General features: G+C 48.1%; 26 protein-coding genes. 15 read left to right on the top strand and 11 right to left on the bottom strand.

All coding sequences use genetic code 11. The features are described 5' to 3' along the window. The first annotated feature begins 100 nt into the window (after positions 1–100). Positions 101–1,147, top strand: a complete 1,047-nt coding sequence (locus tag ACDE64_RS23465) for a polysaccharide pyruvyl transferase family protein (protein WP_411348533.1) — start codon at positions 101–103, stop codon at positions 1,145–1,147. A gap of 300 nt (positions 1,148–1,447) precedes the next feature. Here the strand turns inward: ACDE64_RS23465 and mtnK are convergent, their stop codons facing one another. The 4 genes from mtnK to ACDE64_RS23445 form a co-directional block, all read right to left on the bottom strand. After that, entirely contained in the window at positions 1,448–2,659 is a 1,212-nt protein-coding gene (mtnK, locus tag ACDE64_RS23460; protein ID WP_411348532.1) for an S-methyl-5-thioribose kinase, read from the bottom strand. A gap of 23 nt (positions 2,660–2,682) precedes the next feature. After that, a complete protein-coding gene (locus tag ACDE64_RS23455) occupies positions 2,683–3,669 on the bottom strand; it encodes an ABC transporter permease (protein ID WP_411344451.1) in 987 nt (328 codons plus the stop codon). Continuing rightward, positions 3,666–5,195: a sugar ABC transporter ATP-binding protein gene (locus tag ACDE64_RS23450; protein ID WP_411344450.1), complete on the bottom strand. Its 1,530-nt coding sequence runs from the start codon at positions 5,193–5,195 to the stop codon at positions 3,666–3,668. Before ACDE64_RS23450 ends, ACDE64_RS23455 begins: the two co-directional genes overlap by 4 nt. 228 nt (positions 5,196–5,423) lie before the next feature. Then, positions 5,424–6,524, bottom strand: coding sequence for a sugar ABC transporter substrate-binding protein (locus ACDE64_RS23445; RefSeq protein ID WP_411344449.1), 1,101 nt, complete (start codon positions 6,522–6,524; stop codon positions 5,424–5,426). A gap of 556 nt (positions 6,525–7,080) precedes the next feature. Between ACDE64_RS23445 and ACDE64_RS23440 the strand changes: the two genes are divergently transcribed. The 10 genes from ACDE64_RS23440 (at position 7,081) to ACDE64_RS23395 (ending at position 16,250) form a co-directional block, all read left to right on the top strand. Continuing rightward, on the top strand, positions 7,081–7,851 hold the full coding sequence (locus ACDE64_RS23440) for a class I SAM-dependent methyltransferase (protein WP_411348531.1): 771 nt from the start codon (positions 7,081–7,083) through the stop codon (positions 7,849–7,851). 332 nt (positions 7,852–8,183) lie between these two features. Continuing rightward, a complete protein-coding gene (locus tag ACDE64_RS23435) occupies positions 8,184–8,615 on the top strand; it encodes a hypothetical protein (RefSeq protein ID WP_411348530.1) in 432 nt (143 codons plus the stop codon). Between the two features lie 19 nt (positions 8,616–8,634). Further along, a complete protein-coding gene (locus tag ACDE64_RS23430; protein ID WP_411348529.1) occupies positions 8,635–9,012 on the top strand; it encodes a pentapeptide repeat-containing protein in 378 nt (125 codons plus the stop codon). 102 nt (positions 9,013–9,114) lie between these two features. Beyond that, positions 9,115–10,011: an alpha/beta hydrolase gene (locus ACDE64_RS23425; RefSeq protein WP_411348528.1), complete on the top strand. Its 897-nt coding sequence runs from the start codon at positions 9,115–9,117 to the stop codon at positions 10,009–10,011. A gap of 278 nt (positions 10,012–10,289) precedes the next feature. After that, on the top strand, positions 10,290–11,159 hold the full coding sequence (locus ACDE64_RS23420) for a substrate-binding periplasmic protein (RefSeq protein ID WP_411348527.1): 870 nt from the start codon (positions 10,290–10,292) through the stop codon (positions 11,157–11,159). Between the two features lie 162 nt (positions 11,160–11,321). Continuing rightward, positions 11,322–11,990, top strand: coding sequence for an amino acid ABC transporter permease (locus ACDE64_RS23415; RefSeq protein WP_411348526.1), 669 nt, complete (start codon positions 11,322–11,324; stop codon positions 11,988–11,990). Positions 11,991–12,033: 43 nt separating this feature from the next. Continuing rightward, on the top strand, positions 12,034–12,780 hold the full coding sequence (locus ACDE64_RS23410) for an amino acid ABC transporter ATP-binding protein (protein WP_411348525.1): 747 nt from the start codon (positions 12,034–12,036) through the stop codon (positions 12,778–12,780). 168 nt (positions 12,781–12,948) lie between these two features. After that, positions 12,949–13,380 carry an OsmC family protein gene (locus tag ACDE64_RS23405; RefSeq protein WP_411348524.1) on the top strand — a complete coding sequence of 144 codons (432 nt, stop codon included), beginning with the start codon at positions 12,949–12,951 and terminating at the stop codon, positions 13,378–13,380. A 322-nt stretch (positions 13,381–13,702) separates the two neighbouring features. Then, positions 13,703–14,998, top strand: coding sequence for a GntP family permease (locus tag ACDE64_RS23400; protein WP_411344441.1), 1,296 nt, complete (start codon positions 13,703–13,705; stop codon positions 14,996–14,998). Between the two features lie 106 nt (positions 14,999–15,104). Continuing rightward, the gene (locus ACDE64_RS23395; protein WP_411348523.1) at positions 15,105–16,250 is read left to right on the top strand and encodes a glycerate kinase; all 1,146 of its coding nucleotides are present in this window, start codon (positions 15,105–15,107) and stop codon (positions 16,248–16,250) included. A gap of 14 nt (positions 16,251–16,264) precedes the next feature. Here ACDE64_RS23395 and ACDE64_RS23390 read toward each other — a convergent pair whose 3' ends face one another. Continuing rightward, positions 16,265–17,308 (bottom strand): CdaR family transcriptional regulator, encoded by a 1,044-nt coding sequence (locus tag ACDE64_RS23390; protein ID WP_411348522.1) that lies wholly within the window; start codon positions 17,306–17,308, stop codon positions 16,265–16,267. A 59-nt stretch (positions 17,309–17,367) separates the two neighbouring features. After that, complete coding sequence (locus ACDE64_RS23385; protein ID WP_411348521.1) at positions 17,368–18,282, bottom strand: phosphatidate cytidylyltransferase; 915 nt, start codon at positions 18,280–18,282, stop codon at positions 17,368–17,370. 121 nt (positions 18,283–18,403) lie between these two features. Between ACDE64_RS23385 and ACDE64_RS23380 the strand changes: the two genes are divergently transcribed. Beyond that, positions 18,404–18,949: a hypothetical protein gene (locus tag ACDE64_RS23380; protein WP_411348520.1), complete on the top strand. Its 546-nt coding sequence runs from the start codon at positions 18,404–18,406 to the stop codon at positions 18,947–18,949. A gap of 256 nt (positions 18,950–19,205) precedes the next feature. Here ACDE64_RS23380 and ACDE64_RS23375 read toward each other — a convergent pair whose 3' ends face one another. Then, a complete protein-coding gene (locus tag ACDE64_RS23375; RefSeq protein ID WP_411348519.1) occupies positions 19,206–19,985 on the bottom strand; it encodes an isocitrate lyase/phosphoenolpyruvate mutase family protein in 780 nt (259 codons plus the stop codon). A 279-nt stretch (positions 19,986–20,264) separates the two neighbouring features. Between ACDE64_RS23375 and ACDE64_RS23370 the strand changes: the two genes are divergently transcribed. Then, complete coding sequence (locus tag ACDE64_RS23370) at positions 20,265–20,909, top strand: hypothetical protein (RefSeq protein WP_411348518.1); 645 nt, start codon at positions 20,265–20,267, stop codon at positions 20,907–20,909. 116 nt (positions 20,910–21,025) lie between these two features. On the opposite strand, the gene ACDE64_RS23365 is transcribed toward ACDE64_RS23370, so the two are convergent. From ACDE64_RS23365 to ACDE64_RS23355, 3 genes are all read right to left on the bottom strand, one after another. Beyond that, a complete protein-coding gene (locus tag ACDE64_RS23365; protein ID WP_411348517.1) occupies positions 21,026–21,544 on the bottom strand; it encodes a GNAT family N-acetyltransferase in 519 nt (172 codons plus the stop codon). Continuing rightward, positions 21,495–21,671, bottom strand: a complete 177-nt coding sequence (locus ACDE64_RS23360) for a hypothetical protein (RefSeq protein WP_411348516.1) — start codon at positions 21,669–21,671, stop codon at positions 21,495–21,497. Before ACDE64_RS23360 ends, ACDE64_RS23365 begins: the two co-directional genes overlap by 50 nt. Before the next feature lie 97 nt (positions 21,672–21,768). Continuing rightward, on the bottom strand, positions 21,769–22,827 hold the full coding sequence (locus tag ACDE64_RS23355; RefSeq protein ID WP_411348515.1) for a bifunctional transcriptional activator/DNA repair enzyme AdaA: 1,059 nt from the start codon (positions 22,825–22,827) through the stop codon (positions 21,769–21,771). A 166-nt stretch (positions 22,828–22,993) separates the two neighbouring features. Here ACDE64_RS23355 and ACDE64_RS23350 point away from each other — a divergent pair, with 166 nt between their 5' ends. Together ACDE64_RS23350 and ACDE64_RS23345 are read left to right on the top strand one after the other, a co-directional pair. Then, positions 22,994–23,659: a MerR family transcriptional regulator gene (locus ACDE64_RS23350; RefSeq protein WP_411348514.1), complete on the top strand. Its 666-nt coding sequence runs from the start codon at positions 22,994–22,996 to the stop codon at positions 23,657–23,659. Beyond that, positions 23,640–24,206, top strand: a complete 567-nt coding sequence (locus ACDE64_RS23345; RefSeq protein ID WP_411348513.1) for a PIN domain-containing protein — start codon at positions 23,640–23,642, stop codon at positions 24,204–24,206. The genes ACDE64_RS23350 and ACDE64_RS23345 overlap by 20 nt, the downstream gene beginning before the upstream one ends. Positions 24,207–24,295: 89 nt before the next feature. Here the strand turns inward: ACDE64_RS23345 and ACDE64_RS23340 are convergent, their stop codons facing one another. Further along, the gene (locus ACDE64_RS23340; protein ID WP_411348512.1) at positions 24,296–25,705 is read right to left on the bottom strand and encodes a sigma-54 interaction domain-containing protein; all 1,410 of its coding nucleotides are present in this window, start codon (positions 25,703–25,705) and stop codon (positions 24,296–24,298) included. Positions 25,706–25,754: the final 49 nt, after the last annotated feature.

The following is a 25,754-nucleotide window of genomic DNA, read 5'->3' as shown; positions in this document are numbered from 1 at the left end:
CTTTATTCGGGTATATGAACAGAACACAAACGTTCATTTTTACTGAATGTTGCCTGAAAAGGGTAATTCATATCCCGAATCACTATGGAGGTGCAGCATCATGAATACAACAACGACGAATAGTAAGGGTAAGTCGCCGGTGAAAGGTATCGCGCCGAACGCATCGCCAGAAGCCCTCACTAACGATAAACGCAAAGTATTTCTATTTGGTTCGCCAAGCTATACCAATATCGGTGATCAGGCGATTGCTTATGCAATTGAAAGGTTTATTCGCAATCATTTTCCATACTACGAGTATATCGAGATTATGGATTACGCTACCGACGAAGGCATTACGCTTGTACAGGAGATTATCCGAGATGACGATATCGTCTGCTTTACTGGCGGTGGGAATCTAGGTAGCCTGTACACCGATATTGAAGAAGATCGTCGCAAGGTCATATCCAGCTTCCATAATCATCGAACGATTGTCTTTCCACAATCGGTTTACTTTGAAAATAACGATCATGGTGAGCAGGAAAAGCGCAAGACGCAGGATGCGTACCACAGCAACGCCAATCTGACGCTAGTCGGTCGGGAGAATCAGACAATCGATGTACTGGCGGAGACTTTTGCCCCGGATGTGAATATCATGTATACACCGGATATGGTCATGTCGCTAGACATCGTGCCAAAGGAGTTAAAGCGCGAAGGCGTATTGTTCGTAATGCGAGCGGATAAGGAAAAGGTGACTGATGAGCCGTTTCTGGAGGAGTTGAAGCAGTGGGCACAGCAGATCGGGAAGGTGGAGCGTATTGATACTGTGCTGGATGAGGTGGATACGATCGACTATGCGGAGCGTGAGCATTATTTGATGAACATGCTCGATACGATCGGTTCACAGCAACTGATTATTACCGACCGTCTGCATGCGATGATCTTCTCGATCATTACACGTACGCCGTGCCTAGTCTTCGGCAACAGCTACGGCAAAGCCAAGCATTCGCATATCGATTGGCTGCATCCGGTATCGTTTATCGAATATACGGATAGCAAAGATGTACAGGAGCTAGAACATATTATTGAGCGACTGATGAATGCGGATCGGGAAGGAATTGACTTGCGATCACATTTTGAGCCGTTGAAAGAGTTTTTCAAGCAGAAATAATAGCAATATAAAGTTATACCTGCTATTGCAGAAATAGTAGTTTGGAATCTAATACAATCTCCTGTCTCATGCCGCGCTAGATCTTTAGGCATGTAGACAGGGGATTTTGGCTTGCATAAAACATATGATACGGCGAACTAGATGCTTAGAAGTTCGCACTCAGCTTCCGCTTGTTCGTTTGGTCTGGAAATTGAAATATTTTAAATCATTGTGCAATTATGAAATATCAATTTCCATATCGTCTCATCCATCTCAGTAAAATCAGGTTAAACCATCATCATTTGCATAGTCATGACCAACTCAGCCGTGTGTAATATCTACACCCTGATCCGCCTGTTGCAGTGCATAAACAATCTGCTGTGCGCTACGATACTGACCGCGATTCACGATAAAATCTCGTGCCAGCAGTGCTGCACTGGATTTGATATGGACACGCTTCGCATCGTCGGTAATCGCTTCGATGTCTTTGGCATGTGCCAATCCGATCACCCGGCGCATCATCTCGCTCCCAGCAAAGCCAACGGTATCCTCCAAAATGTGCTGTAGCTGATCGTCCACCAATCCCGGTACGTCAGCAAAATGCTCCTGATTGTTTGCCTGCCACAACTCCCGATAGCGAGTACTGAACACATCCCACACCGTCAGCACATGATGCAGCAGCAATTCGCGGCTGTTATCCTGACGAGCGAGTGCAGACAGTAGCGTATTGGAGATAAACAGACCGATATCGTAACCGATTGGACCATAAAAGGCGAACTCAGGATCGATCACCTTCGTCTCTTCGTCGCTAGCAAAGATGCTGCCAGTATGCAGATCACCATGCAGCAGTGCTTCAGCAGAAGTCATGAAGTGACGCTTCAATTTGGCGCCTTCCAGCAGCAATGTCTGATCCTGCCACAATTGCTGTGCTACCTGTTGCAAACCCGGTTCGACGTCATTGCTCTCATCGTCGATGAGTGGATAAGTGAACACGAAGTTCTCGGTGATTTTGCACAGTTCTGGATTGTGGAATTGCAGTGCCAGCTCGCGCCGCGCGTCTGCACCAAGTGCAAAGTCCGACGTGCCGTACAACGTCTGTGCCAGATATTCACCAATATGTTGAGATAGCAGTGGATAGACGGCGCCTTCGGCAAAGCCAGTACGCACGATTGTCAGATGGGACAGGTCTTCCATCACCGTAATCGCATACTGCTCGTCCGTATAATACACCTCAGGCACATAGTCTGGCGCATAGCGGGCAAAGATCTTCAGCGCTTCACTTTCCATCCGTGCCCGATCCAGTGTCAGCGGCCAGCCTTCACCGATGACACGTACATACGGTAACGCCTGTTTAATAATGCTACCGCGTCCAGTGGACGGCTCGGTAATATGAAAGACCAGATTCAAGTTGCCATCGCCAATCTCACGACAGGACAACTGTGCATCGGCTGGAAATAGATTCAATTGCACCGCAAGCTGAATTGCGGTTTGCTCATTCAGTGCTTCATACGTATTGGCAGCGGGTGTGCTCATCACGCATTCCCTCCTCTGAAATGTTATACCTTCTGTCTTGCCCGATGAATAAACGTAACCGCCAGCGCCAGTACCAATACTGCGCCTTTGATAATATCTGTCGCATAATACTGCACATTCAGCATCGTCATACCGTTGACCAGAATCCCCATCAATACCGCTCCAAAAAAGGTTCCGATCACGTTTGGACGACCTGCACCGAAGACAGAATAACCGACAAACACCGCAGCGAGCGCATCCATTTGCATCGACGAACCGGCATCGACCTGACCGGAACCAACGCGTGCGGCGAACAGAATTCCGCCGATTGCGGCGAAGATACCAGAAGCGACATATGCCAGTGTCCGAATGCGATTGACGCGCAGACCGGACAGACGTGCAGCTTCCTCATTACTACCGGTCATGATCATCTGCCGACCACCACGCGTGTATTTGAAGAACAGATGCATACCGATCACCGCAAGAATCATCAGAATAACAGGGAACGGAATACCGAGCAGACGACCTTGACCGATCCACAGGAACGAATCCAGCATTACACCCGGAGCCTTCGTTCCATCCTGAAATTGCATATTGTTGTAAATGGCATAGCCTTTTGTATAGGTACGATGAATCCCGCTGATGATATACATGACTGCCAGCGTTGCCAGCAGATCGGGAATCCGAATTTTCACAATTAATAATGAGTTGAGCAAGCCGACCAGTGCGCCGAGAATCAGCGGCACGATAATCACAGCGATCAGCGGCATTTGATACCAGACCATCATTGCCGCAGTAACGACGGTGGTTAAAGAAACAGTAGAGCCTGCGGACAAGTCAAAGCCGTCGACTGTCAGCGAGATCGTAATACCAATCGCGACAAACGTTACAATCGAGATCGAACGCAAAATATCGGTAATATTGTTGTACGTAAAGAAATGCGTATTGTAGACGGAGAAAAAGACTAGTACCAGACCGATAAAGATCAGCGCTCCGTAACGATATGAGAATTGGGCTAGCTGGTGTTTCATACAAGTTCCTCCCGGCCTGCGCTGGCATAGTATAGTAGATCTTCATGAGTTGCTTCGCCGTAGGCAAATGTTTTCGTAATCCGACCGTCACACATGACGAGAATCCGGTCGGCAAGTCCAAGTGCTTCTTCAAATTCGCAGGTCAGATACAGTATGCCTTTGCCCTGCTGTGCGAGTCCGCCGATGACGCGGAAAATATCGCGCTTTGCGCCCACATCGACGCCTTTGGTTGGCTCATCGAGTACATACACATGCGCGTTTGTTTCCATCCATTTTCCGATGGCGACCTTTTGCTGGTTACCGCCGCTCAAGTAGCCGGTCAACTGCTGATCCGATGCTGCCTTGATACCGAGCGCTGATACGAGTCCACTGCCATGCTTGCGCTCCGCTTTGCCAGAGACGATGCCAAACGACGTGATTTTTTGTAAAATTGGCAGACTCAAATTGTGCAGCACCGATTCTTTGACGATAATGCCTTCCTTGCGGCGCTCTTCCGGCACGAGCACAATCCCGGCAGAGATTGCTTGCTGTGGCGTACGTACACGTACTTTTTTGCCATTCAGCTCGATGCTGCCTTGTTCTGGCACATCTGCACCGAATAACAGCTTGGACAATTCCGTCTTGCCTGCGCCTACCAGCCCGACGATCGCAACGATCTCGCCGCTATTCACGTCCAGACTGACATCCTGCACATGACGTCCTGCCGCCAGATTGCGCACAGTTAGAATCGGCTCGCCAATCTCGGTAAACACCTTCGGATATTCCTCTTCAAAAGCACGTCCCAACATCGAATGCACAACATCATTTGGATTGGTTTCTGCCGCTGGCAGCGTGCTTACACGGCGACCGTCGCGCATTACCGTAATGCGGTCACACACCTTGAAAATCTCCGGCAGTCGGTGCGAGATGAAGATCACCCCGATGCCCTGCGATTTTAGCTCCTTCATAATCGTAAACAACCGTTCGGCTTCTTCAATACTGAGCGGTGCAGTCGGCTCATCCAAAATAACAAAACGTGCCTTCTCCGCCATCACGCGGGCGATCAGCACCAACTGCTTCTCCGCCAGTGTCAGTTCGCTCACCTGACGGCGCGCCGAGATCGCAAAGCCGAGCCGTTTCAAAATGGCATCTGCTTCATTGTATAGTTTTTTCCAGTTCAGTACGGGACTGCCACCGGAAGAGATCAGCTGATCTAGCAAAATATTTTCCGCTACCGACAGCTGCGGAATCAACGAGGTATCGACCTCCTGATACACGCACTGGATGCCGGCTTTTTTGGCGGCGGCGGGTGAATCGATGATCACTTCGCTGCCGTCGATCAGAATGCTGCCTTTGTCTGACGTGTAGGCACCGGACAATATTTTCATCAGTGTACTCTTGCCTGCGCCATTTGCGCCGAGCAGTGCATGAATCTCGCCGCTATTTAGTTGAAAATCTACATCTTGCAGCGCCGGTACGTTGGCGAAGGATTTGAAAATGCCGGTCATGGTCAGATTGCCGCTAGTTGTCGCTGCGGAATTGCTCATTCTAAATTGCCCCTTTCCTGTAACCTGCAATAACAACAGTATCCACCTGCACCATAAAGCTCATGCAGGTGGATAGCAGTTTTGTTCTTTTCATACATCATGGTTATAAGCTGTACACGACAATAGAATGCGTTTGTCTGTAAGCTGGCTGTGAACAACTAACAGTCATGGAACAAACGATAGCTATATGGCAGCGTATATCGTAATCTTGCCCTGTCTGTCTTGGAATTACTTCGCTGCTGCAACCGCTTTTTCCAGTTCTTTCAGTTGGTCCGTATTGCCTTGATCACTTTCGCCCCAACCTTTTACATAATCGCTCAAGTCGGCAGTTGTTACTTTTTTGTCCTTCGGCAGGTCATCGCGTTTTACGTAAACAGGTTCTAGTTCGACTTTTTGGTCGGATGTATCACCTGCAAATTTTTGGTACAGATAGCGAACTTGTACGCGTCCGATGGTTGTTGGATCAACCGCTGCGGAAGCGACCCACGGACTGGTTTTATCTTGGATGATGCTCAGATCTTCGTCACTCATATCGATACCGTACACTTTGATCTCATCGCGTCCGGCTTGTTTGATCGCATTGCTGGCACCTTTGGCAAATTCATCCCATGATGCCCATACTGCTGTGATATCGCCTTTGTTCGGGTACTGTTTCAGGATCGCTTCCATCTGGGTTTGTGCATCCAGCTGGGCGTTGTCTGCTGTACCGAAAGCAGCGATTTCTTTAATATCTGGATATTTCTCTTGGAACTTCTTGTACGAGATCTGGCGGGATTCCATTGGTGGGAAACCAGCTACCCAGATTTTGACGATATTACCTTTGCCACCAGCATCGGCTGCCAGTTGATCCAGTGTCAATTCAGCCATCTTCTGGTCATTTTGTGCCAGACTCGTTACACCTTGAATACCTTCCAGTGCGGAGTCGAACGCAACAACCGGAATGCCAGCCTGTACTGCTTTTTGTACACCAGCTGTCAGTGCGCCTGCATCGCCGTGGTCGATCAGGATACCATCAAATTGACCTTGGTTGACCGCTGCATCCAGCGAGGATGCCATTTTGCTCAGATCGTTGTCGGCACTCAATACGGTTACGGTACCGCCGTATTTGGCAACCTGATCTTTGACACCGTCTACATATTGAGCGGAGAAGTTACCATTGTTCAGACGCATGATCAGTGCGATATTTTTACCGGCAAGAGCATTGCCGGAAGCATTCTCTGCGCTTCCCGAAGCGTTGTTATCTGCTGCTCCGTTTCCGCAGGCGCTCAGCACGATCGCGAAGACCATCAGAATAGAGAGCAGAAGTGCAGATTTTGAAGACTTTTTCATGGTTGGTTCCCCCTGTACGTAGTTGCGTTAAAGCTTTAATGGATGTGCGACTTGTGATGTTAGAATTTAATATAGAAGCTAAAACCAAGTATGTCAATTGGTTTTGTAAAAATAAATAGAATCTATTCGATTTTTGGCGAAAAACAGAAGGATTTGCATGATTTTATGGATAAATATGTATTAAAATGTGTTTATATGTAAATAATGAAGGTGTTAAGGTATACAGAAAGCTATACCATTCATACAATCGCGATCGGTCATTATCATACGTATACGGTTATATATAGAGTTATGTTAAGAGACGATATAGACAATATTGTGCTGCTAAGTGATCAATAATATTGCATTACTGATGTATAAGTGTAGCATGATATCAATTTGGAATGTCTGTGCATCTGGTATATAATTTTTCTATAACAAAACTCTGTTTCATTAGACGGAACATAAGATGACTTTACTAAAGTATGTAATGAAATACTTCTTAATATCTGTATCTGTATCTGTATCTGTATCTATGTTTGTGTGTGAGAATCATATTCCAGAAAGGATGAGTATTATGAGTGCGCAGAACAAACAGGATGCAACCCAGCGTTTCTCGGCGCGTGTAGATGATTATGCAAAGTATCGTCCGAGCTATCCAGCGGAGCTGCTAGATTATATGCAGCAAACGATTGGGTTACAGTCCGGGCACAAGGTAGCGGATGTTGGTGCGGGAACAGGTATTTTCACTGCATTGCTGTTGGAGCGTGGGTTGAATGTGTTCGCGGTGGAGCCGAATGAGCCGATGCGTCGTGCTGCTGGAGAGACATTGCCAGCTGAACATCTGCATCTGGTGGACGGATCGGCGGAGCAGACAAACTTGCCGGATCATAGTGTGGATGTGATCGTCTGTGCGCAATCCTTTCACTGGTTTGATACACAGCGTGCGGTAAGCGAGTTTCGCAGAATTGCCGGAGCGGATGGCAAGCTGGTGCTTATCTGGAATACGCGGCTTCAGACGGGCAGTGAGTTTCTGGAGCGATACGAACAACTATTACAGCAATTCGGTACAGATTACAACGAAGTGAATCATCAGTATATGTTCAGTCAGTTGCAGCATCCGGTATTCCGCGAGGGCACGATGCAGCGGGCGACATTTATCAATCGTCAGGTGTTGGATCTGGATGGAGTGCAGGGCAGATTGCGCTCAACTTCGTACGTGCCGTCCGTTGGAGAACCTGGATATGCGCAGATGATGGAGGAAGCAGAGCGGATATTCAACGAGACGGAGCAGGATGGCGTTGTATATATGGATTATGAGACAGAGGTGTATTGGGGGCAGTTGTAGGTCGATTTCTACGGATACTATGGTGATAAGACAGTTGAAAAGATAGAGCAGGTTAGCAACATAGTATTAGCGAATCGCTCAACATATCTATTGTGTATAGAGGAAGCTATAACTATGTATATAGGTAAAAGCGGATCGGACATCGATAGTAGAACAAAGAATAAAGCTTTTTTTGATAGCGAAGTATAATTATGGATAAATAGATAATTAATGAAATAAAAATTCGGACTACTGCTGAATAGGCATTCTTCGGAGCAGTATCGCAGATGATAGCAGATAGGTTTGGTGTATATATTGTAGTAGATTGCATGGATGAAGGTGGCAGGCATAGTATGGAAAATAGCGAGTATCGATATACAACAACCGATGCGGAGCTGGAGCAACTTGATTTTCACGATGCAGTCGTATTGGAAGTCAGGCAACAAGGGGGAAATGTTGTTTTGCTGCTAGAATGGTCGATTCTTGAACGAGATCATCCATTAAACCCTTATCCAAACGCGCAATATACCGGAGCTTGCCGCTTAACATTTTATAACGTACGGTTTAGTCAAGCTAAACAGCATGAGAAGGATCAAGATCTGGATGTTGATCCGCAGAGATGGCGAGGCTTTGAGATTCTAAAGTTAGAACGGAAAACGGTAGAAGGTTATGAGGGGTTTGATTTGTTCGTAATGGTTGATACCTTTTGCAGTTGGCGCTTAGATGCGGATGGATTTGTACTCGAATGGAACGAGTTGACAGGGAAAGCATGGTTCGAAGAGTGAGTAATGGGGGATAGATGAAGTGATTATTCATGAAGAGCTGGCAGCAGATGTAATTTTACAAAGAATTCAGCAGGGTATTCGGTACTTTGCGAATATTGAAGTGGTTGCCGGAAATTTTAAAAAGCAAAACCTACAGCATGTTATTTTTGAGCAGTCTATACTAAATACCAGCTTTGATTATGCCGATTTGCGACATGCTTCGTTTGTGGAATGTAATTTGAAAACGAGTGGCTTTCGTTATGCACAGCTGAATTATGCTATGTTTCAAGGCAATGCGGTTGAAGCCGTCAATATGTACGGTGCCCAGACTGTTGGGATTTGTTTTGAAGGCAATTATGCGTATAGTGCCACTTTACTGCCTGAACAAATCGCATGGCTGCAAGAAAAGTTTGAATAAGATGATGTATGCCTTGGTGAATAGAAGATTATTTTACTCTTATGGATCATTATGCGCAGAAGCTTCTTTTGCTAGCTATTTTACCGAAACGGAGTGATACCGATGAACGAACAACAACTGAACATCATCCGTCAAATACGTGAACAGCAATTTGCTCAAGTGGATAGCAGTACATTGACGCCGCCGGGTACGCCTGCCGCTCAGCGTATCGAGATTGTGATCCCGACCGCCTATGGTGATGCACGTACTAACATCTACCGTCCGCTGGATGTGAACGAACCTGCGCCGGTGTTTATCAATCTGCACGGCGGTGGCTTTGTACTTGGCGATCCAGAAATGGATGATCCGTGGTGCGCCTATGTTGCCGATCTGTCCGGTTGTATCGTATTCAATGTCGATTATGTGCTAGCACCAGAGCACAAATTCCCTGCCGCCGTTTATCAGTGCTATGAAGTAGCACAATGGATTCGTGAGCATGCTGCCGAGTGGGGCGGGGACGGCTCCAAGCTTGCAATTGGCGGACATAGCGCTGGTGGCAACCTGTCCGCTGCCGTCTGCTTGCTAAATCTGGACAAAGGTGGCGAGTTACCAATCGCATACCAGATTCTCGATTATCCGCCGCTTGATCTTCATACTGATCCAGCGGAAAAGCCCTCCTTTGCCGAAGCGATTCCGGTTGATATGGCTCGTATGTTTAATGAGATGTATTTTGAAAATGCTGCCGATGCGCGCAATCCGCTGGCATCTCCGGTATTCGCACCTATCTCGTCGCTGCAACATCTGCCGCCAGCACTTGTGATCACGGCAGGTAAAGATTCACTAGCAGCAGAAGCAGAGCAATACGCCGCTCATCTGAAGCAAGCCGGTGTCGCCGTCACCCAGCGCCAATACCCCGGTGAAGCGCACGGCTTCACACACAGCGGCACGCCTGCGAATGCCGAAGAAGCATGGCAACTGATGGCAAGTGAACTCAAAAACATCTTTGCCCAACACGTATAAGCTGCCTCTCTCAAGGATGTGCTGCCCTTTCCTCAGTGGACAAGGTAGCACATCCTTATTCATATCCATTTATATAAACCGCCTGCGTGCGTAGCTGATCTGTTGTCCCTCGCCACGAAAATAGCAAAAATTATTCCACATGCATGTAAGGAAAGCAATTGACAATAACCAAGTTATCGGATAGGATTTAAAAATAAACCGACTGACGAGTCAATCAACAATATGTACTGATCTGGAATAAGCCTAAACCGGTACATCCACATAAAGGAGAATGATCCATGAAGCTATTTTTTCAACGTAAAAGCACGCTGACGCTGGCACTGGTTGTTGTATTCACCCTCATACTGAGCGCCTGCGGTAATGCAGCGTCCACATCCAGCAATGCAGGTAGCACAGGCAGTGAGGAAACAGCTACATCATCAAGTGGCAATGAGCTGGAGCAGATCAAATCTGCTGGCGTGCTCAAAGTCGGCCTGATGGGCACGTATGCGCCGTACAACTACTTGGATTCCAACAAGCAGGTAATCGGCTTTGATGCAGATATCGCCAATGAAGTTGCCAAGCGTCTTGGCGTGAAAGTGGAATTTACGACACAGGCATTTTCCGGTCTGATTCCGAGTCTGCAAGCGGGCAAATTCGATGCCATCATCAGTCAGGTGACAATTACGGATGAGCGTAAACAGCAATTGGACTTCTCCGATCCGTATATTACCAATCAGGTGAAGATCATCGTCAACGAAAACAACACCGACATTACCAAGCTTGCCGATTTTAAAGGTAAAAATATCGGTGTCGGTCTAGGCACAAACGACGAAACGTATTTGCGCAACGAAGTGTTGCCGCAGGTAGGCGATTTTACGATCAAAACGTATAACGATGTGATCACCACGCTGCAAGATTTGAACGTGGGACGCATCGACGCGACGATCAACAACATCTATGCACTGAAGCCAGTTGTAGAGGAGAATGGTTTTAAAATCAAAGCCGTTGGCGATGCGATCAAATCCGATCAAGCCGGTATCGCGATCCGCAAAAACAATCCTGAGCTGCTGGAATCCCTGAACAAAGCGCTCCAAGATATGAAGGATGATGGCACGTACAATACGATATTTGAAAAATGGTTTGGTGAGCAGCCGCCTGCGGAATAAGCGGCTACGATTCACTCCATGATGTGATAGGAAGAGAGAGGAGGACTGCGCTACTATGGCGCAGTCTTTTACCATGAGTAGCAACAGAATGGGGCGGGGCATGTGTTAGGCACGCCCTATCAAGCAGAGAGCGATAGAGATTGGGAAAGGAGCGATGGAAACATGCAAACGGTTAGTGAACCGGGTTGGCAGCTTGTGCTGGACAATTTGCCGTTTCTGTTCAAAGGGGCGGGTTATACGCTGCTGTTAACGGTCATCTCAATGTTCTTCGGATTGATCATCGGCGTTGTAGTGGCGATTGCGCGCATGAAGGGCAACAAGCTGGTGCGTGCGGTGGCACGCTTTTATGTATCGATTATTCGTGGTACGCCGGTGCTGGTGCAGCTGGTCATCGTGTATTACGGATTGACGGATTACGGCATTACACTGGATGCGGTGCCTGCGGCGTGTATTGCGCTCAGTATCAATATCGGTGCGTATTTGTCAGAAACGTTTCGTGGTGCGATTTTGTCGATTCCAAAAGGGCAGACGGAAGCAGCATATGCGACAGGCATGTCTTCACTGCAAACGATGTGGCGCATTGTTTTACCACAGGCGGCGCGGGTAGCGATTCCGCCGATGGGCAATACGTTTATCGGGATGTTAAAAGAAACGTCGCTTGTGTCTGTTATTACGGTAACTGATCTGATGCGTTCGGCGGATCTGTTGATCGCGCAGTATTACGTGTATATGCCCTTTTATCTCGGCATCGCTATCATGTACTGGGTGATGAGTACGGTCTTTGCTACACTGCTGGAAATGGCGGAAAAGCGCTTGGCACGGGCGTATTAAGCAGGTAGCGAATCCTATACAGAAGCATATGGAGGTGGACAAGATGATACAGATTCGCAATTTGTCCAAGCAGTTTGGTAAGCATCGAGTGCTGCATCAGATCGATCTGGATGTGCAGGCAGGCGAGATTGTTGTACTGCTCGGACCGAGCGGTTCGGGCAAAAGTACATTGCTGCGTTGTATTAACGGTCTGGAGGATTTGAGCAGCGGCTCTATTCAAGTGCAGAATCATCAGGTGAATAGCAGCATGTCGCCCCGGCAGCGACAACGCGAAATGGCGCAGATTCGTCGCCGTACCGGCATGGTTTTTCAGCAATTTAATCTGTATCCGCACAAGACGGCACTGGGCAATGTGACCGAATCGCTGCGTATGGTGAAAAAGATGAGTGCTATACAGGCACGTAATCTGGGCGAACAAATGCTGGAGCGTGTCGGCTTACTGGACAAAAAGGATCAGTATCCATCGCGATTATCCGGTGGACAGCAGCAGCGCGTGGGCATCGCGCGTGCGCTAGCGATGCAGCCGGAACTGATTCTGTTCGATGAGCCGACATCTGCGCTTGATCCAGAACTTGTAGGCGAGGTGCTGGATGTGATGAAATCGCTCGCTCAGGAAGGCATGACGATGATCGTGGTCACACATGAGATGAAGTTTGCACAGCAGGTAGCGAACAAGGTGATTTTCATGGATGAAGGTCGGATTGTGGAACAAGCTGAGCCGGAGGCGTTTTTTGAACAGCCATCTAGTGAGCGGGCGCAGCGTTTTCTAAGTAAGGTACTGGATCATTGATGTTGATGGATGAATAACAAGCGAAGAGTAGCATAGCATGTGAACATTGACGAACGATCCTCTATAACATGCAATTCATCTGCGATACAGAATACAAACAATATGCCACATCAATGGCAAATCATGTGCAAAATAAAAACCAAATTCGTATAAAGGTAGGTACGACCCATGAATGTAACGACAGTATGGCACGGTGGACGTGCATTTGAATCGACAGGCCCTTCCGGTTATCCGGTCGGTATGGATGCGACTCCCGCTTATGGTGGACTGGGTAAAGGGGCAACGCCGATGGAGCTGCTGCTGGCAGGGCTGGCAGGCTGTATCGGGATTGATATTACGATGATTCTGGATTCGTTTCTGCATCAGATTGAGGGGATTCGGATTGAAGCGGATGGTACGCGCCGCGAGGAGATGCCAAAAGGATTTACCGATATTGATCTGATCTTCCACGTAGATGGCGAGATTCCAGATTATCGTGTCTGGCGCGCTATTCAGATGGGCAAAGAGAAGTATTGTGCAGTGTCCGATTCGCTGAGCGCGAATATTAACTATCGTCTGATTTTGAACGGTACAGAGATTGCCAAGCCAGCGACTGCCTGAGTACAGGTGGGAATCGGAATATATTTGCATCGCTGTGATGATTACCGATTGTGGCGAAGCGGTTCGAAATGAAACTAAGCGAAAACCCGATTTCTTCTGCAGAAGGGATCGGGTTTTTTGCTGTTTTTAGCCGAGGGTTGGTGACGTTCTCATTTCGTTATCTTTCTTCACCTGTATGTTGTCATGTATACTCTGTTATCTGATGAGTGATTCATCTATTGTGCAATTGCACAATGAATTTCGTCCGTTCATCAATATAATTTGCTAACATCCCTTTATATAATGAAAGCGTGTTCAATATGTACGTAGGGGGAAGACGGGTATGGAAGGCTTAACGATTGGATGGCTTGGTGCGCTGGCAGGGCTGGCGCTTGCGATTATTTTGATTTTGCGTAAATTGAATCCGGTGTATGCGTTGTTTCTGGGCGCGATTGTCGGGGCGTTGCTCGGCGGTGCGAATCTGGAACAGACGGTTAGTATTCTTGTAAGCGGTACCCAGAGTGTGATGGGTACGGTACTGCGCGTGCTGGCAGCAGGTGTGCTCGCAGGGGTAATGATGGAATCCGGTGCGGCAGAGACGATTGCACAGGCGATTGTACGCAAATTTGGCGGTAGTAAGGCAATTCTAGCGCTTGCCTTGGCGACGATGATTATTACGGCAGTCGGCGTATTTATTCCAGTGGCAGTGCTGATCGTTGCGCCGATTGCGCTGTCGGTCGGTCACAAGATGGGCATCTCCAAGCTGGCGCTACTAGTAGCATTGTCCGGCGGCGGCAAAGCGGGCAATATTATCTCACCCAATCCGAATACGATTGCGGCGGCGCGCGGATTCGATCTGGATCTGAGTCGTGTTATGCTGGCGGGCTTTGTCCCAGCGATTTGTGGGTTGGCGGTTGCGGTAATCGTCGCATCGCTGTTGAAACGTAAAGGCGATATGGTGTCTGGCGAGGAAGCGGACGACGGCGATGTGGACATGTCCAAATATCCGCCGCTGAGTCGTGCGATTGTCGCACCAGTCGTGGCAGTTGTACTGCTGATGATCAACCCGATTGGCTCGATTGCAGGCATCGGCTGGCTGTCCAGCTTCAAGGTGGATGCGATGTACATTTTACCGATTGCAGGTATTGTCGGTATGCTGGCGATGGGACAGGCGAATAACATTGTAAAATATACAACCGCTGGCTTGAACAAAATGACAGCTACTGTACTCATTCTGGTCGGTGCGGGCGGGATCGCTGGTCTGATCTCGGCATCCAATCTGTCATCACAGGTGGTCGCACTGATCGACGCATCTGGCATTTCCGGCACATTTCTGGCACCGATCTCCGGTATTCTGATGGCGGCGGCAACAGCTTCCACTTCAACTGGTGTCATTCTGGCGACGGGTTCCTTTGGTGAAGCGATTCTGAATATGGGCACCGCTCCACTGGCGGCTGCAGTCATGGTGCATACCGGAGCGACTGTCATTGATTCGCTGCCGCAGGGCAACTATTTCCATGTGACCGCAGACAGTATGAAGATGAGTATCCGTCAGCGTCTCGGTGTTGTACCGTATGAAGCGATGGTCGGCGGAACGATGGCAATTGTGGCAACGCTGCTGTATGGATTTTTGTTATAACAGCGAACGCGTATCTGTTCACGGATAGCGGTTCATTGGGCAAACCAAGTATTGTATAGGGAATATCTCTAATAGATCAATTACAACAGAGACGGAGTGGAGAGAGATGAGCGAACAGACATTTGTACTAGCGCCGGACTCATTCAAGGAAAGTATGACCGCCAAGCAGGTATGTGTGGCGATGGAACGTGGACTGCGCAACGTATTCCCGCAGGGAAATTATATTCATGTGCCGATGGCGGACGGCGGCGAAGGCACGGTGCAATCACTGGTGGATGCATCCGGTGGGACGATGATGCAGCTGGAAGTGAGCGGACCGCTTGGTGAGCCGGTATTGGCGAGTTATGGCATTCTCGGAGATGGACAGACGGCGGCGATTGAGATGGCGTCGGCAAGCGGGCTGCATCTTGTGCCGCGTCAGCAGCGCAATCCGCTAATTACGTCCACATATGGTACGGGACAGCTAATTCTTGCCTGTCTGGAACAAGGGATTCGCAAAATCATTATCGGCATCGGTGGCAGTGCGACCAACGATGGTGGTGCTGGTATGGCGGAAGCGCTCGGTGTACGTTTGCTCGATGAGCAAGGGGCATTGTTGCCACGCGGCGGTGCGGCGCTGGCGCAGCTGTCTCGTATTGATTGCAGCGGACTGGATCAACGATTGCAGCAGACCGAATTGATCGTTGCCTGCGATGTGAGCAATCCACTATGCGGTGAGCAAGGCGCATCGTATGTATTTGGTCCACAAAAAGGGGCGACACCGGAGATGGTGCGTCAGCTAGACGACAGTCTGCATCATTATGCGGATGTGATTGCGCATGATCTGAATAAGGATGTGCGGGAGCTGCCGGGAGCGGGTGCGGCAGGCGGATTGGGTGCGGGACTGATGACGTTTACGCAGGCGACCTTGCAGCGCGGCATTGATATTGTGATCCAATACACCGGATTACGGGAGCAACTGGAAAGGGCAGATCTGGTATTTACCGGCGAGGGCGGCATCGACTTCCAGACCAAATTTGGCAAAACGCCGCATGGTGTGGCACAGGCAGCTAAAGCCGCAGGCAAGCCGGTCATTGCTATTGCTGGGTATGTGGGCGAAGGCATCGATACGCTATATGAGGAAGGCATTGATGCTATATTCGGCATTGTGCCGGGTGCAGGCGAATTGGAACAGCTGCTAGAGCAAGGACCTGCCAATGTAGAACGCACGATGGAAAATATCGGTCGTACGCTGAAGTTGTCGCTAGGATAAAGTCAGCTTTATCATCATGGCGCAAAATACATCGCCAGCAATCCATGCGTCAATTCGATCAATTCCAGCCATTGCCGTGGATCGCGTCCGGTGATGGCTTGGATGCGTTTCAGCCGATATTGCAGCGTATTGCGGTGAATATTGAGAACCAGCGCTGTATCGTGAATACTGCCATTATGGAAAATAAAGCTGCGTAGCGTTTGCAGTAGATCGGCATGTTCTTCCAGCTTCACAACGGGGTTATGCGATGTCGTTACCGATTGTCCAAACTGAATGATGAATTGCAGCTGGTCATATGTGGCAAACGAAGTGTCCGGTTGCAGCGCCAGCAACACATTCATCGTATCGTGTGCCTGCGCATAGCTGTGCGCAATGAGAAATTCAGAGCGTCCGATGGTGAGTTGCGCCTGTGGTTGACGATGGCGCAACGTATCTAGCAAGGACGGCAATTCTGCTTCATGTTGTACGAAGATTAGCTGCATATCGTCCTGCTCGCTAGTTTGTTGAAAAGAAGGGAATTGCAGCAATAGCCGAGCGGTATGTTCATCTAAGCGCAAGCGGCGGACAAGCAGAACCGTTGTGCACAGCAACAGATCCAGCCCGTATTCTGTCGCTTCCCGTCTCATACGCGGCGGATAGGCAGAGCCAGTGTAACGTAGCAGCTGTTCCAGAAATGCCTTTTTCCGATTGGCTTCATGTGCTAGACTTTCCAGTCGACTGCGCTGCTCGATCAACAGCGTGACCGTCGTACGCACCAGATTGCAGAACGGACGCACTTCGTCAGGGTCGCCGCTAATGCCAATAACACCAATGCGCTGACCGTTGATCACGATCGGCTCATTGGTGCCCTTTTTCTCCAGACGACCGTCCTGCCACACTTCGACCATCGTACCAGTTTGCAGCGCAGCAACTGCTCCCTGATGAACCGTACCGATTCGCCGGGCGTTGCCGCTGCCGATAATAATGCCTTGCTCGTTCATAATGTTTATATTGTACGGGATATCTTGCATCATTTTGTCGACGATATCCTGTGCTTGTCGATCTGAGAGCTTATACATGTTCCGCCTCCTGGTCTATATGCCGGGTTGTGCATCTGAACAAAGTATAGGGTCTCTTTTTACATAAAGTCAAAGACATACCGCACAACATGGAAAAAAACAGGTGCAGTATACGTAAGGCTGTCGACACGACTGAGGTAGCTTTCCTTGAGCGCTTCCGCTTTGCCACTGTCACCGATCAACAGATCGCGCTTGAGCACCGAAATGGTCAAACTACCGAAAAAGCCCGCCAGACTAATCAGCGCCCCGATGATCAACGTAAACCCTGTTCCAAATGGCGTCAGATACGGATGAGCGATATACGCTGCTGCAATCGTTGCGACAAATGCACATGCAAAGCCCTCCCACGTCAGATATGGATTGGAAGTTGGTACGATTTTGCGTTTGCCAATATACATCGACGCTACATAATGCACCACATCGTTGAGCTGGGTAAGCAGCACAAGGAACAGCACCAGTCCACCACCATATTGCGGTGTAGCAAATGGGAAATATGCCATATGGCTGAGACCGAATACCATCAGCATCAAGCCCCATTGGGTGGAGCTGACACTACGCAGGAAACCGCCAGTGCCTTTGTTAATTAGGCGCGGTAACGGTAACAGCAGGAACACATAGATCGGGATGAATACGATAAACATGCCGTACCAGCCGATATAGATCCAGTAAAATTGCAATGGAATCGCCAAATACGACCACAGAAATAACCGCCGATCCGCCTTGCGTGTGCGAATCATGGAGTAGTATTCCTTGAGTGCGAAGAACGTCAGCACCATCAGCGATAGCAGGGATACGATCTGGTTGAACAGCGTCGCCAGACAAAAGATAAAGAACATGCCCCACCATGTTTTGATGCGTGTGCCGATGAGACGGTAATCGCGATCCGGCTGGATTTTACCAATGATTATGTATACGAGCTGGACGATTAGTAAAGCTGCAAATACGAGAATGAGCGTAAGCAAAGACGCGCTCATATGCCATCACCGCCTGTAGAGAAATAAGATTGCTCTGTCGTATCAAATATGTCGCAGCAGACAGAGGTTCCTATGTTATTATGAAGGAATAATGCCAACTTGATAAGAGGGGAATTGCAGCATGGACGAGGAACAATCCGTTTATATTTTGCTGACGAATACGGGGACGCTATTCACACGTATGATTGGGTTGTATACGAAGGCGCCTTACAACCATGCGTCGATCTCATTTGACCGTGAATTGAACGAGCTGTACAGCTTCGGACGCAAGCAGCCGAACAATCCGCTGAACGGCGGTTTTGTCAAAGAAAATATCCAGACTGGTACATACAGCAAGTATCCGAATACCACCTGTGTAATCTATGAACTCAAGGTCACGCCGCGTGAAGTGGACAAGATGAAGCGAGTGCTGCATATTTTTATCCGTAGCAGTCAGAAGTACGGTTACAATCTGCTCGGTATTATTGGAGTGGCGATTCAGGAGCCGGTGGAGTTTAGCAATTCCTATTTCTGCTCACAATTTGTGGCGGAGATTCTGCATCGCTCTGGCATTAAGCTGTGGAGTAAGCTGCCCGCGCTAGTAACACCAGAGGATTTGCGTAGCAGTGAGCAACTGTGTTTGGTATATGAAGGCAAGTTGAGCGAGTATGAACCAGAGGCGATGTGAGCCTGCATGGTTTGGGATGAATAGGCATGATCTACATCGTTCGAAAGAGGATATTATAAAGGAACACATGGTATTGTTCAGCGATGAAAACGTAAAAATAGAACCTCGCAATGAAAAGTTCAACTCCATTATGGAATTGAACTTTTTTTGTCATTCTTTTTGTGATGCTCCATTGTTTGGAATGAAATGAGCAGAGCAACTAGGATAATATAGTATAATTTTATTTGCGTCTATACGTTATTAGGAGAATAAATGATTATTTTGCAGGCGACCAATTATACACCTGCTGCGCCATGACGTTCAGCGTCTGCAAAGCTTGCAAATACGGCGCAGGACCATAGCTGATACGCGATACTCCGCACTGTGCCAAGGCATTCAGATCGACTTCGTGATTGACCATCACGTTGATGGGCAGTGGCGATTGCTTGCATAATGCTTCAATCAAGGACAGATCGCTCAGACCCGGTACAAACAGTCCATTCGCTCCGGCTTCTGCATAGGCATGTGCGCGTTCCAGCGCCTGATCAACATGTTGAATAGAGTGCGAATCGGTCGGATGTTGGAAAAAGAGATCGGTTCGCGCGTTGATAAACAGCTGTCCATCATGCAGATTGCCAGCATATCGTGCCGCCCGCAACCGTTCACTCTGCTCTGTAATAGAATACATTCCCTGACGATCCGGCAAACGGTCTTCCAGATTGATACCGACTGCTCCATACGATATAACTTGCAGGATGTGCCGCGCGATGATCTCAGGATCAGCGCCGTATCCGCTCTCGATATCAATCGTTACTGGTGTGCGCGTAACCCGGCAAATGCGCTGTACATTAGCCAGCACCAGCTCCCATGCTAACTGCTCGCTATCTTCATAACCGTGCGCGTGAGCGACTGCCCAGCTTCCGGTAGCAATTGCTGTAGCTCCAGCCTGCTCTACAGTGAGGGCACTACCTGCATCCCAGACGTTCATCAGAATTAAGGGCTGCCCGGGAATGTGGAGTTTGTGAAATTGTTCTGTTTGTACGGCGAATGTGTTCATATGATGATTCCTCTCTTTTCATATCGAAGTATAGGTGTATTATATCGCCCATTTACATCGATCATCGCCGAAAATCAGGCATCCATTTTCCGAATATGAATCCAATATACTCCGAATATCCGACAAATATACCTAGCAACATAAATATACGTAGAAGTATGAAAACAAGAGGAAGATGGTGTCTTTAAATTCCAATAATTAGAAAATAATCGTTTCGCCATGGTGAGGGAGGTTAATAGTAGCCTATTAGAACATAACTCACCTTAGAGGAGCGAATAGATGATGATGAAGAAAATTCAAGTGATCGTGCTAGCTTCCATGCTAGTGTCCGCAGGTGCGGCTGTACCTGCTTTTGCAACGACAGGCGGTACAGGTGGGACGAGCGGCGGAACGGGCGCGGGGACTACAGGTACGGGAACTGATGGCGGAACTGGTACCAGTGGAGCGACAGGCACAGGAACGACAGGCACAGGAACGACAGGAACGGATGGTACAACAGGCGGCACAACGAGTACAGATGGAACGGGTACAACCGATGGGAATATGGGCGGCACAACCGATTCTACTGGAAATACGACCGATCCTGCGGGAACGACAACACCGGGAACGGGCACCACGACCGATCCATCCGGTACAACAAACGGAACAGGTACAACGACCGATCCAGCAACAGGTACTGGAACAACCGATTCGACCGGCACGATGGGTACGGATAACGGAACCGGTGGTACAGGAACGACAGATACAAATGGCACGACTGGCACGACTGGTTCCACGACTGGAACAAGTGGTGGTACGATGAACATGAATGATATGGACGACATGGATAACGGCAGCAGCGGCAAATGGGGCTGGTTTGGTTTGCTCGGTCTTGCCGGACTATGGGGATTGATCCCGAAACGTGAGCGTCCGAACAGACGATAGATTGATTGAGCTACGAACGATGGAAGCGTAACAGTATGCAAATCATACAAACAGACCCGCTAAGCAAAGAGAAGTTTCTCATTTTGCTTGGCGGGTCTGTTTTATGTAATGACTATCTATTCATCAAAATAATCTTCTAAAACGTTAGGATCATACAGATCCAGCAGCATATAAACCAATCCTTTTGTTGTAATAGGATTAATATCCGATTCAACCAAATAATCAAAACCAAAGTGATGATACCATTCCCATTTCTCAAAAAGAGCATCTGTAGTAATAAAACGATCATTAATACGCTGTGCTAGATCAATAATGTGCTTGATGATAAAAGAACCGACACCTTTATTTTGAAAATCGACAACTACAGCCAGTCGTGACAGATCAAGTGCCCATAGATGTTCTTGTTTAGCCAAATTATCAATAACTCCATCGAAAAGATTCCGCGTTAACGTGTAGTAAGCAATCAATTGATCATCATAATAAACGAGAGTCGTGCTGGCTTCTCTTGTTATATGGTAGTAATACGCATTTTCTCTCAAAAAAGAATCCATAGTCGAATTTCCAGAATAAAAAGAAGCTGTTGTTTTAACAGCCTCTTTGGTCATCTGCTTGAATTGAAGAGTGTGTAGTTTCATAGTTATGTTCCTTGTTCAGTTGTCGTAAAACGTTTTGATGATGTTCATTATTTTTCTCAATTCTGGCAATCAGTTTACGAGCATCTGTACCTGTGATGGAAGGACGTTTTCTTAGAGTTACAGCCATATTCATGCCCTCCTTATTTCATGTAGATTACATAAAAGTATACCACGTCAGTACAATCGGAAATCATAAAGAGCGATAAAAAATTACAAAAATAGCATTATACCTTCAACGGATCATACCGACTCTCATGATTAAGCAGCCAATCTTTGCGTGTCAGTCCGCCCGCATAGCCGCCAAGTTCACCGCTGGAAGTGATCACGCGGTGACAAGGGATGATGATTGCCAGCTGGTTGGAGCCGTTAGCACGGGCGACAGCACGCGAAGCCGTAGGACGACCAAGCTGTAGAGCGATACCTTGGTAAGAACGGGTTTCGCCCACTGGAATCTGCATCAACTCTTGCCAGACACTTTGCTGAAATGGTGATCCGATCATGCGAATCGGAGTGGAGAAGTGTAGCGATGTTCCAGCAAAATACTGCTCTAACTCCTGCTCGATCAATTCGATGACATCGTTCATGCCCGGAATAATTGCTGACCCTGTACGCAAACGCAATCGTTCTACTTCGCGCTCCAATCCACGCCGATCGACGAACTCCAGCAGCACTAGCGCCTGCTCGTCAGCGATAGCGATCATCGGACCGAGCGGCGTATCCAGCCATGCTGCCTTGAGGATCTGCTGCTCGTTCAATTTGGTCGGAGCATCGCCCATAATGCGGGCAAACGCATCGCGAAAGCCACTGCCGGATTCATACCCGGTATACAGCTGACTGTCGATCACGCTCTGCCCTGAACGAATTTGCTTGAGTGCCAGACCCATTCGGCGGGCACGGGCATATTCGACAAACGTCATACCGAACCGCTTTTTAAACTGACGGCGCGCCGTCGATTCGTCGATGGACAGTGCGCGAAAATCCTGCGTATTCCAGCGTTTCTCTGGGTTGTTCTCCACCGCTTCCACCAGTGTACGGATCACGTCCGATACATGATTGGGATGCGATAGCGGACGGCAGCGCTGACAAGGTCGAAAGGATGCCAGTAGCGCCTGCTGCGCATGTTCAAAAAACTCACAATTTTCAAACTTCGGCTTGCGCGCCGGACAGGTTGGACGACAGAAAATGCCGGTCGTTTTGACACCGACGTAGAATAATCCTTCATATTCAGTATTTTTGGAGATCAGCGCCTGATAGTATTCTTGCTTGCGATCCAATGTAATCATATCCACACGTCCTTTTTCGTAAATGCTTGAGTGTATATGTAGTATATCGTCTGTCTAAAATGATCATCGCCGAAAATCAGGCATTTATTTTTTTGTTGTATATGTTGTTTTTGTTGGAATTTATTATAATACAATATATACTAAATGCAAAGGTGGTGTTGTAATCATGAAGCAGGAAGAACATATTTTGTGGGACACAGTAGAACTATTATGTGAACAGCAGCAGTATGAGAAGGCGGGCGTAATATTGAAAAGTATCGTCCAACGTATCTTTACTTTATTTCGTTTACCAGCAGATATACTGGATGGTGTTTCGTTTGAAGTCTCATCTACTACTGTATTGGTCGGTTTGCACAAGCAGGAACGGATAATACGCCAACAGGTTATGGCACAAGATATTGAACGGGCTGCTACGACTTTGCAAGCGTATCTTGGCATACTTGAACAACTCATATCTTCAACTCAGCGTTCGGGCTGGATCCAGCAGATCATGTCTCGGCTAGTTGTAGCTCATTATTATCAAGCTTCTGCTGTTTCCGGTAACTGGGCAAATTCGGAGAAAGTACATGAACAGCGCGTCTCTTATGCGAGCAGTGTATATACATCCAAAGAAGCGGCAACATTGATCGGTGTTAGTGACCAGACTATTCGCCGCTGGTGCGAAGCGGGCAAATATCCAGATGCTTATCAGACGGAAGGTGGACACTGGCGTATTCCGCATTCTTATTTTAAATTAAATCCGGCACAGGCTCAGCACCGGAAGGATTTTGCGCTTAAACTTGATGTGTACAATGCCCGGCAGGGAGTAACAGATGAAAGCGAATTCCTCTAAACACATTGTTGCATTGCTAGATACAACTGTATTGTGCGGTGCCATTCGTAATGACGGTATTAATCGACGGGTGCTTCTATTGGCAGCAGATTATTGTTCATTTAAACCAGTACTCTCCAGAGTATGCTTGATGGAATTTTATCAAAAGGCACTATATGACGGAATAGCTGGAGTCGTATATCCACTTCATATAGTAGAACAGTTTCTTGATTACTTCATTTATCCGATTCTGGAGGATTTGCCTGCCGTTAATAGCCAGGTAGGCAGACATCATTGGGAGATCGTGAAACGGCAGCATACGGATGTAGGGCAAGCGCTGGCAGAATTGAGTGGTTTTACAACCGAACAGGCAGTAGCATTAGCTAAACAAATGGGGGTTGGCAATTCACTTTCTCTTTATGATCCTCAAGATGTACATGTATGGGTGACAGCACTTCGTCAACAGTGCCATTATATTGTGACAAGCAATACCCAACGGTTTCCACAGCAAATTGGCACAATCATCCGAATACGCCCGGGTGAATTTTACAACTATTTACTACAATAGTTGAATCTATAGTAAATAGTTGTACAAATAGAAGATACTAAGTATATTGTTGGATTTGTTGCTTTTTATTTTATTTAAAATAGATAGATTTAGTCCCTCAGCTTCTCCAAAATCTCCTCCATCTTTTTCAATTTACGATAAATGGCGGAGCGGTCGATGCCAAGCTGTCGGGCGGCTTCTGTACTGTTGTTGCCGCACGATTGCAGCATCTGGCGGATATAGCGTCCTTCGGTTAGAGCGGTATAGTCCTTCAGGCTGGCGATGCGGCTACGGTTTGCCTGAATAAAATGGTCAAGGGCAAACCAGTCGCTCACCTGTTCTACCGGCGGCGGCTGATGCAGTCCAGTTTGGTCGGTGATGATCAGTCGCTCGATATAGTTGCGCAGCTCGCGCGCATTGCCATGCCACGGCTCGGTCAACATGCTCTGAAATTGCTCGGCGGGCAGTACATATTGTTTACCATATACATGATTAAAATGGGAAATAAAGCTGGAGATCAACCCGACCAGATCAAGCTTACGACTGCGCAGTGGCGGGATATGGATCGGGATCACGCTGATCCGGTAATACAGATCTTCGCGAAATTGTCCCTGTTTGACCATATTCCACAGATCGCGATTGGTGGCGCAGATAATCCGGCAGTGCATACGTACCGATTCAGTGCTGCCAGTACGCCGAAATTCGCCTCGTTCCAGCACATCCAACAGCTTCGCCTGCATATCCAGTGGCAATTCGGCAATCTCGTCAAAGAACAGTACGCCGCCATGCGCCACTTCAAACAATCCCTGCTTGTCCTCATTCACACCCGGCATCACACCACGTACATAACCGAACAATTCATATTCAAAGACAGCCGCCGGAATAGCGGCACAGTTAATCGGAATAAATGGACCGTTCCAAGTACTGCTCTGGCGATGAATATATTTGGCGATGACGGACTTGCCTGTGCCGGATTCACCGAGAATGAGCACTTTGCTGTCATACGAAGCGATCTGGTCGCACACCTGAATAATCTGCTTCATCGCCAGACTTTCGGCAACGACGCCGCTGGCACGAGCAGCGGCAGATGTGGGGAGAGGCAGCTTATCGTTGCCTGCATCTGCCTTGTCAGCCGTAGACACGGTAGCCATAACTGAAGTTAGCGATGGTTGTACACCGCGATAGCCACTGGAGCTGGTCACGACAAGCTGGACTTCGCCAGTATTGTCGATGATCGGGACGGCGGTCGATTTGACGCGAAAGCCTTGAATGGTATGGATATACTGGGATACCTTTTGACGGGAGTGGATGGCTTTCATCGTAACGGATTCACTATAATAGCCGGATTTGACGAGATCCTGCACATTGTGACGCAGCAATTCTTCTAGCGGAATACCAAGCGTCAGGGCAGTGAATTCATTGGAAATGAGAATATTACCCTGTGCATCGGTCACAAACAGGGTAGAAGGGGATTGTCCGTCACTGCGGGACGAACGAGATGTATGAGGTGGTCTAGGCATGATGAGATCAACTCGCTTTATGATCGGTTTCGGACTGCTTTCTTTTATT

The organism is Paenibacillus sp. WLX2291 (assembly GCF_046603665.1).
Lineage (GTDB): Bacteria > Bacillota > Bacilli > Paenibacillales > Paenibacillaceae > Saccharibacillus.
The sequence above is the reverse complement of the archived record's forward strand: the minus strand, read 5'-3'. Positions and strand labels throughout refer to the sequence as shown.

Bases quoted from the DNA above. Each gene is read 5' to 3' on its own strand.
- ACDE64_RS23465 (WP_411348533.1), top strand. From the start codon at position 101: ATGAATACAACAACGACGAATAGTAAGGGTAAGTCGCCGGTGAAAGGT.
- ACDE64_RS23400 (WP_411344441.1), top strand. From the start codon at position 13,703: ATGGAAGGCTTAACGATTGGATGGCTTGGTGCGCTGGCAGGGCTGGCG.
- ACDE64_RS23385 (WP_411348521.1), bottom strand. From the start codon at position 18,282: ATGAGCGCGTCTTTGCTTACGCTCATTCTCGTATTTGCAGCTTTACTA.
- ACDE64_RS23440 (WP_411348531.1), top strand. From the start codon at position 7,081: ATGAGTGCGCAGAACAAACAGGATGCAACCCAGCGTTTCTCGGCGCGT.
- ACDE64_RS23360 (WP_411348516.1), bottom strand. From the start codon at position 21,671: ATGGCTGTAACTCTAAGAAAACGTCCTTCCATCACAGGTACAGATGCT.
- ACDE64_RS23395 (WP_411348523.1), top strand. From the start codon at position 15,105: ATGAGCGAACAGACATTTGTACTAGCGCCGGACTCATTCAAGGAAAGT.
- ACDE64_RS23445 (WP_411344449.1), bottom strand. From the start codon at position 6,524: ATGAAAAAGTCTTCAAAATCTGCACTTCTGCTCTCTATTCTGATGGTC.
- ACDE64_RS23420 (WP_411348527.1), top strand. From the start codon at position 10,290: ATGAAGCTATTTTTTCAACGTAAAAGCACGCTGACGCTGGCACTGGTT.
- ACDE64_RS23375 (WP_411348519.1), bottom strand. From the start codon at position 19,985: ATGAACACATTCGCCGTACAAACAGAACAATTTCACAAACTCCACATT.
- ACDE64_RS23390 (WP_411348522.1), bottom strand. From the start codon at position 17,308: ATGTATAAGCTCTCAGATCGACAAGCACAGGATATCGTCGACAAAATG.
- ACDE64_RS23415 (WP_411348526.1), top strand. From the start codon at position 11,322: ATGCAAACGGTTAGTGAACCGGGTTGGCAGCTTGTGCTGGACAATTTG.
- ACDE64_RS23435 (WP_411348530.1), top strand. From the start codon at position 8,184: ATGGAAAATAGCGAGTATCGATATACAACAACCGATGCGGAGCTGGAG.
- ACDE64_RS23380 (WP_411348520.1), top strand. From the start codon at position 18,404: ATGGACGAGGAACAATCCGTTTATATTTTGCTGACGAATACGGGGACG.
- ACDE64_RS23455 (WP_411344451.1), bottom strand. From the start codon at position 3,669: ATGAAACACCAGCTAGCCCAATTCTCATATCGTTACGGAGCGCTGATC.
- ACDE64_RS23340 (WP_411348512.1), bottom strand. From the start codon at position 25,705: ATGCCTAGACCACCTCATACATCTCGTTCGTCCCGCAGTGACGGACAA.
- ACDE64_RS23345 (WP_411348513.1), top strand. From the start codon at position 23,640: ATGAAAGCGAATTCCTCTAAACACATTGTTGCATTGCTAGATACAACT.
- ACDE64_RS23355 (WP_411348515.1), bottom strand. From the start codon at position 22,827: ATGATTACATTGGATCGCAAGCAAGAATACTATCAGGCGCTGATCTCC.
- ACDE64_RS23405 (WP_411348524.1), top strand. From the start codon at position 12,949: ATGAATGTAACGACAGTATGGCACGGTGGACGTGCATTTGAATCGACA.
- ACDE64_RS23410 (WP_411348525.1), top strand. From the start codon at position 12,034: ATGATACAGATTCGCAATTTGTCCAAGCAGTTTGGTAAGCATCGAGTG.
- ACDE64_RS23350 (WP_411348514.1), top strand. From the start codon at position 22,994: ATGAAGCAGGAAGAACATATTTTGTGGGACACAGTAGAACTATTATGT.
- ACDE64_RS23425 (WP_411348528.1), top strand. From the start codon at position 9,115: ATGAACGAACAACAACTGAACATCATCCGTCAAATACGTGAACAGCAA.
- ACDE64_RS23450 (WP_411344450.1), bottom strand. From the start codon at position 5,195: ATGAGCAATTCCGCAGCGACAACTAGCGGCAATCTGACCATGACCGGC.
- mtnK (WP_411348532.1), bottom strand. From the start codon at position 2,659: ATGAGCACACCCGCTGCCAATACGTATGAAGCACTGAATGAGCAAACC.
- ACDE64_RS23365 (WP_411348517.1), bottom strand. From the start codon at position 21,544: ATGAAACTACACACTCTTCAATTCAAGCAGATGACCAAAGAGGCTGTT.
- ACDE64_RS23370 (WP_411348518.1), top strand. From the start codon at position 20,265: ATGATGATGAAGAAAATTCAAGTGATCGTGCTAGCTTCCATGCTAGTG.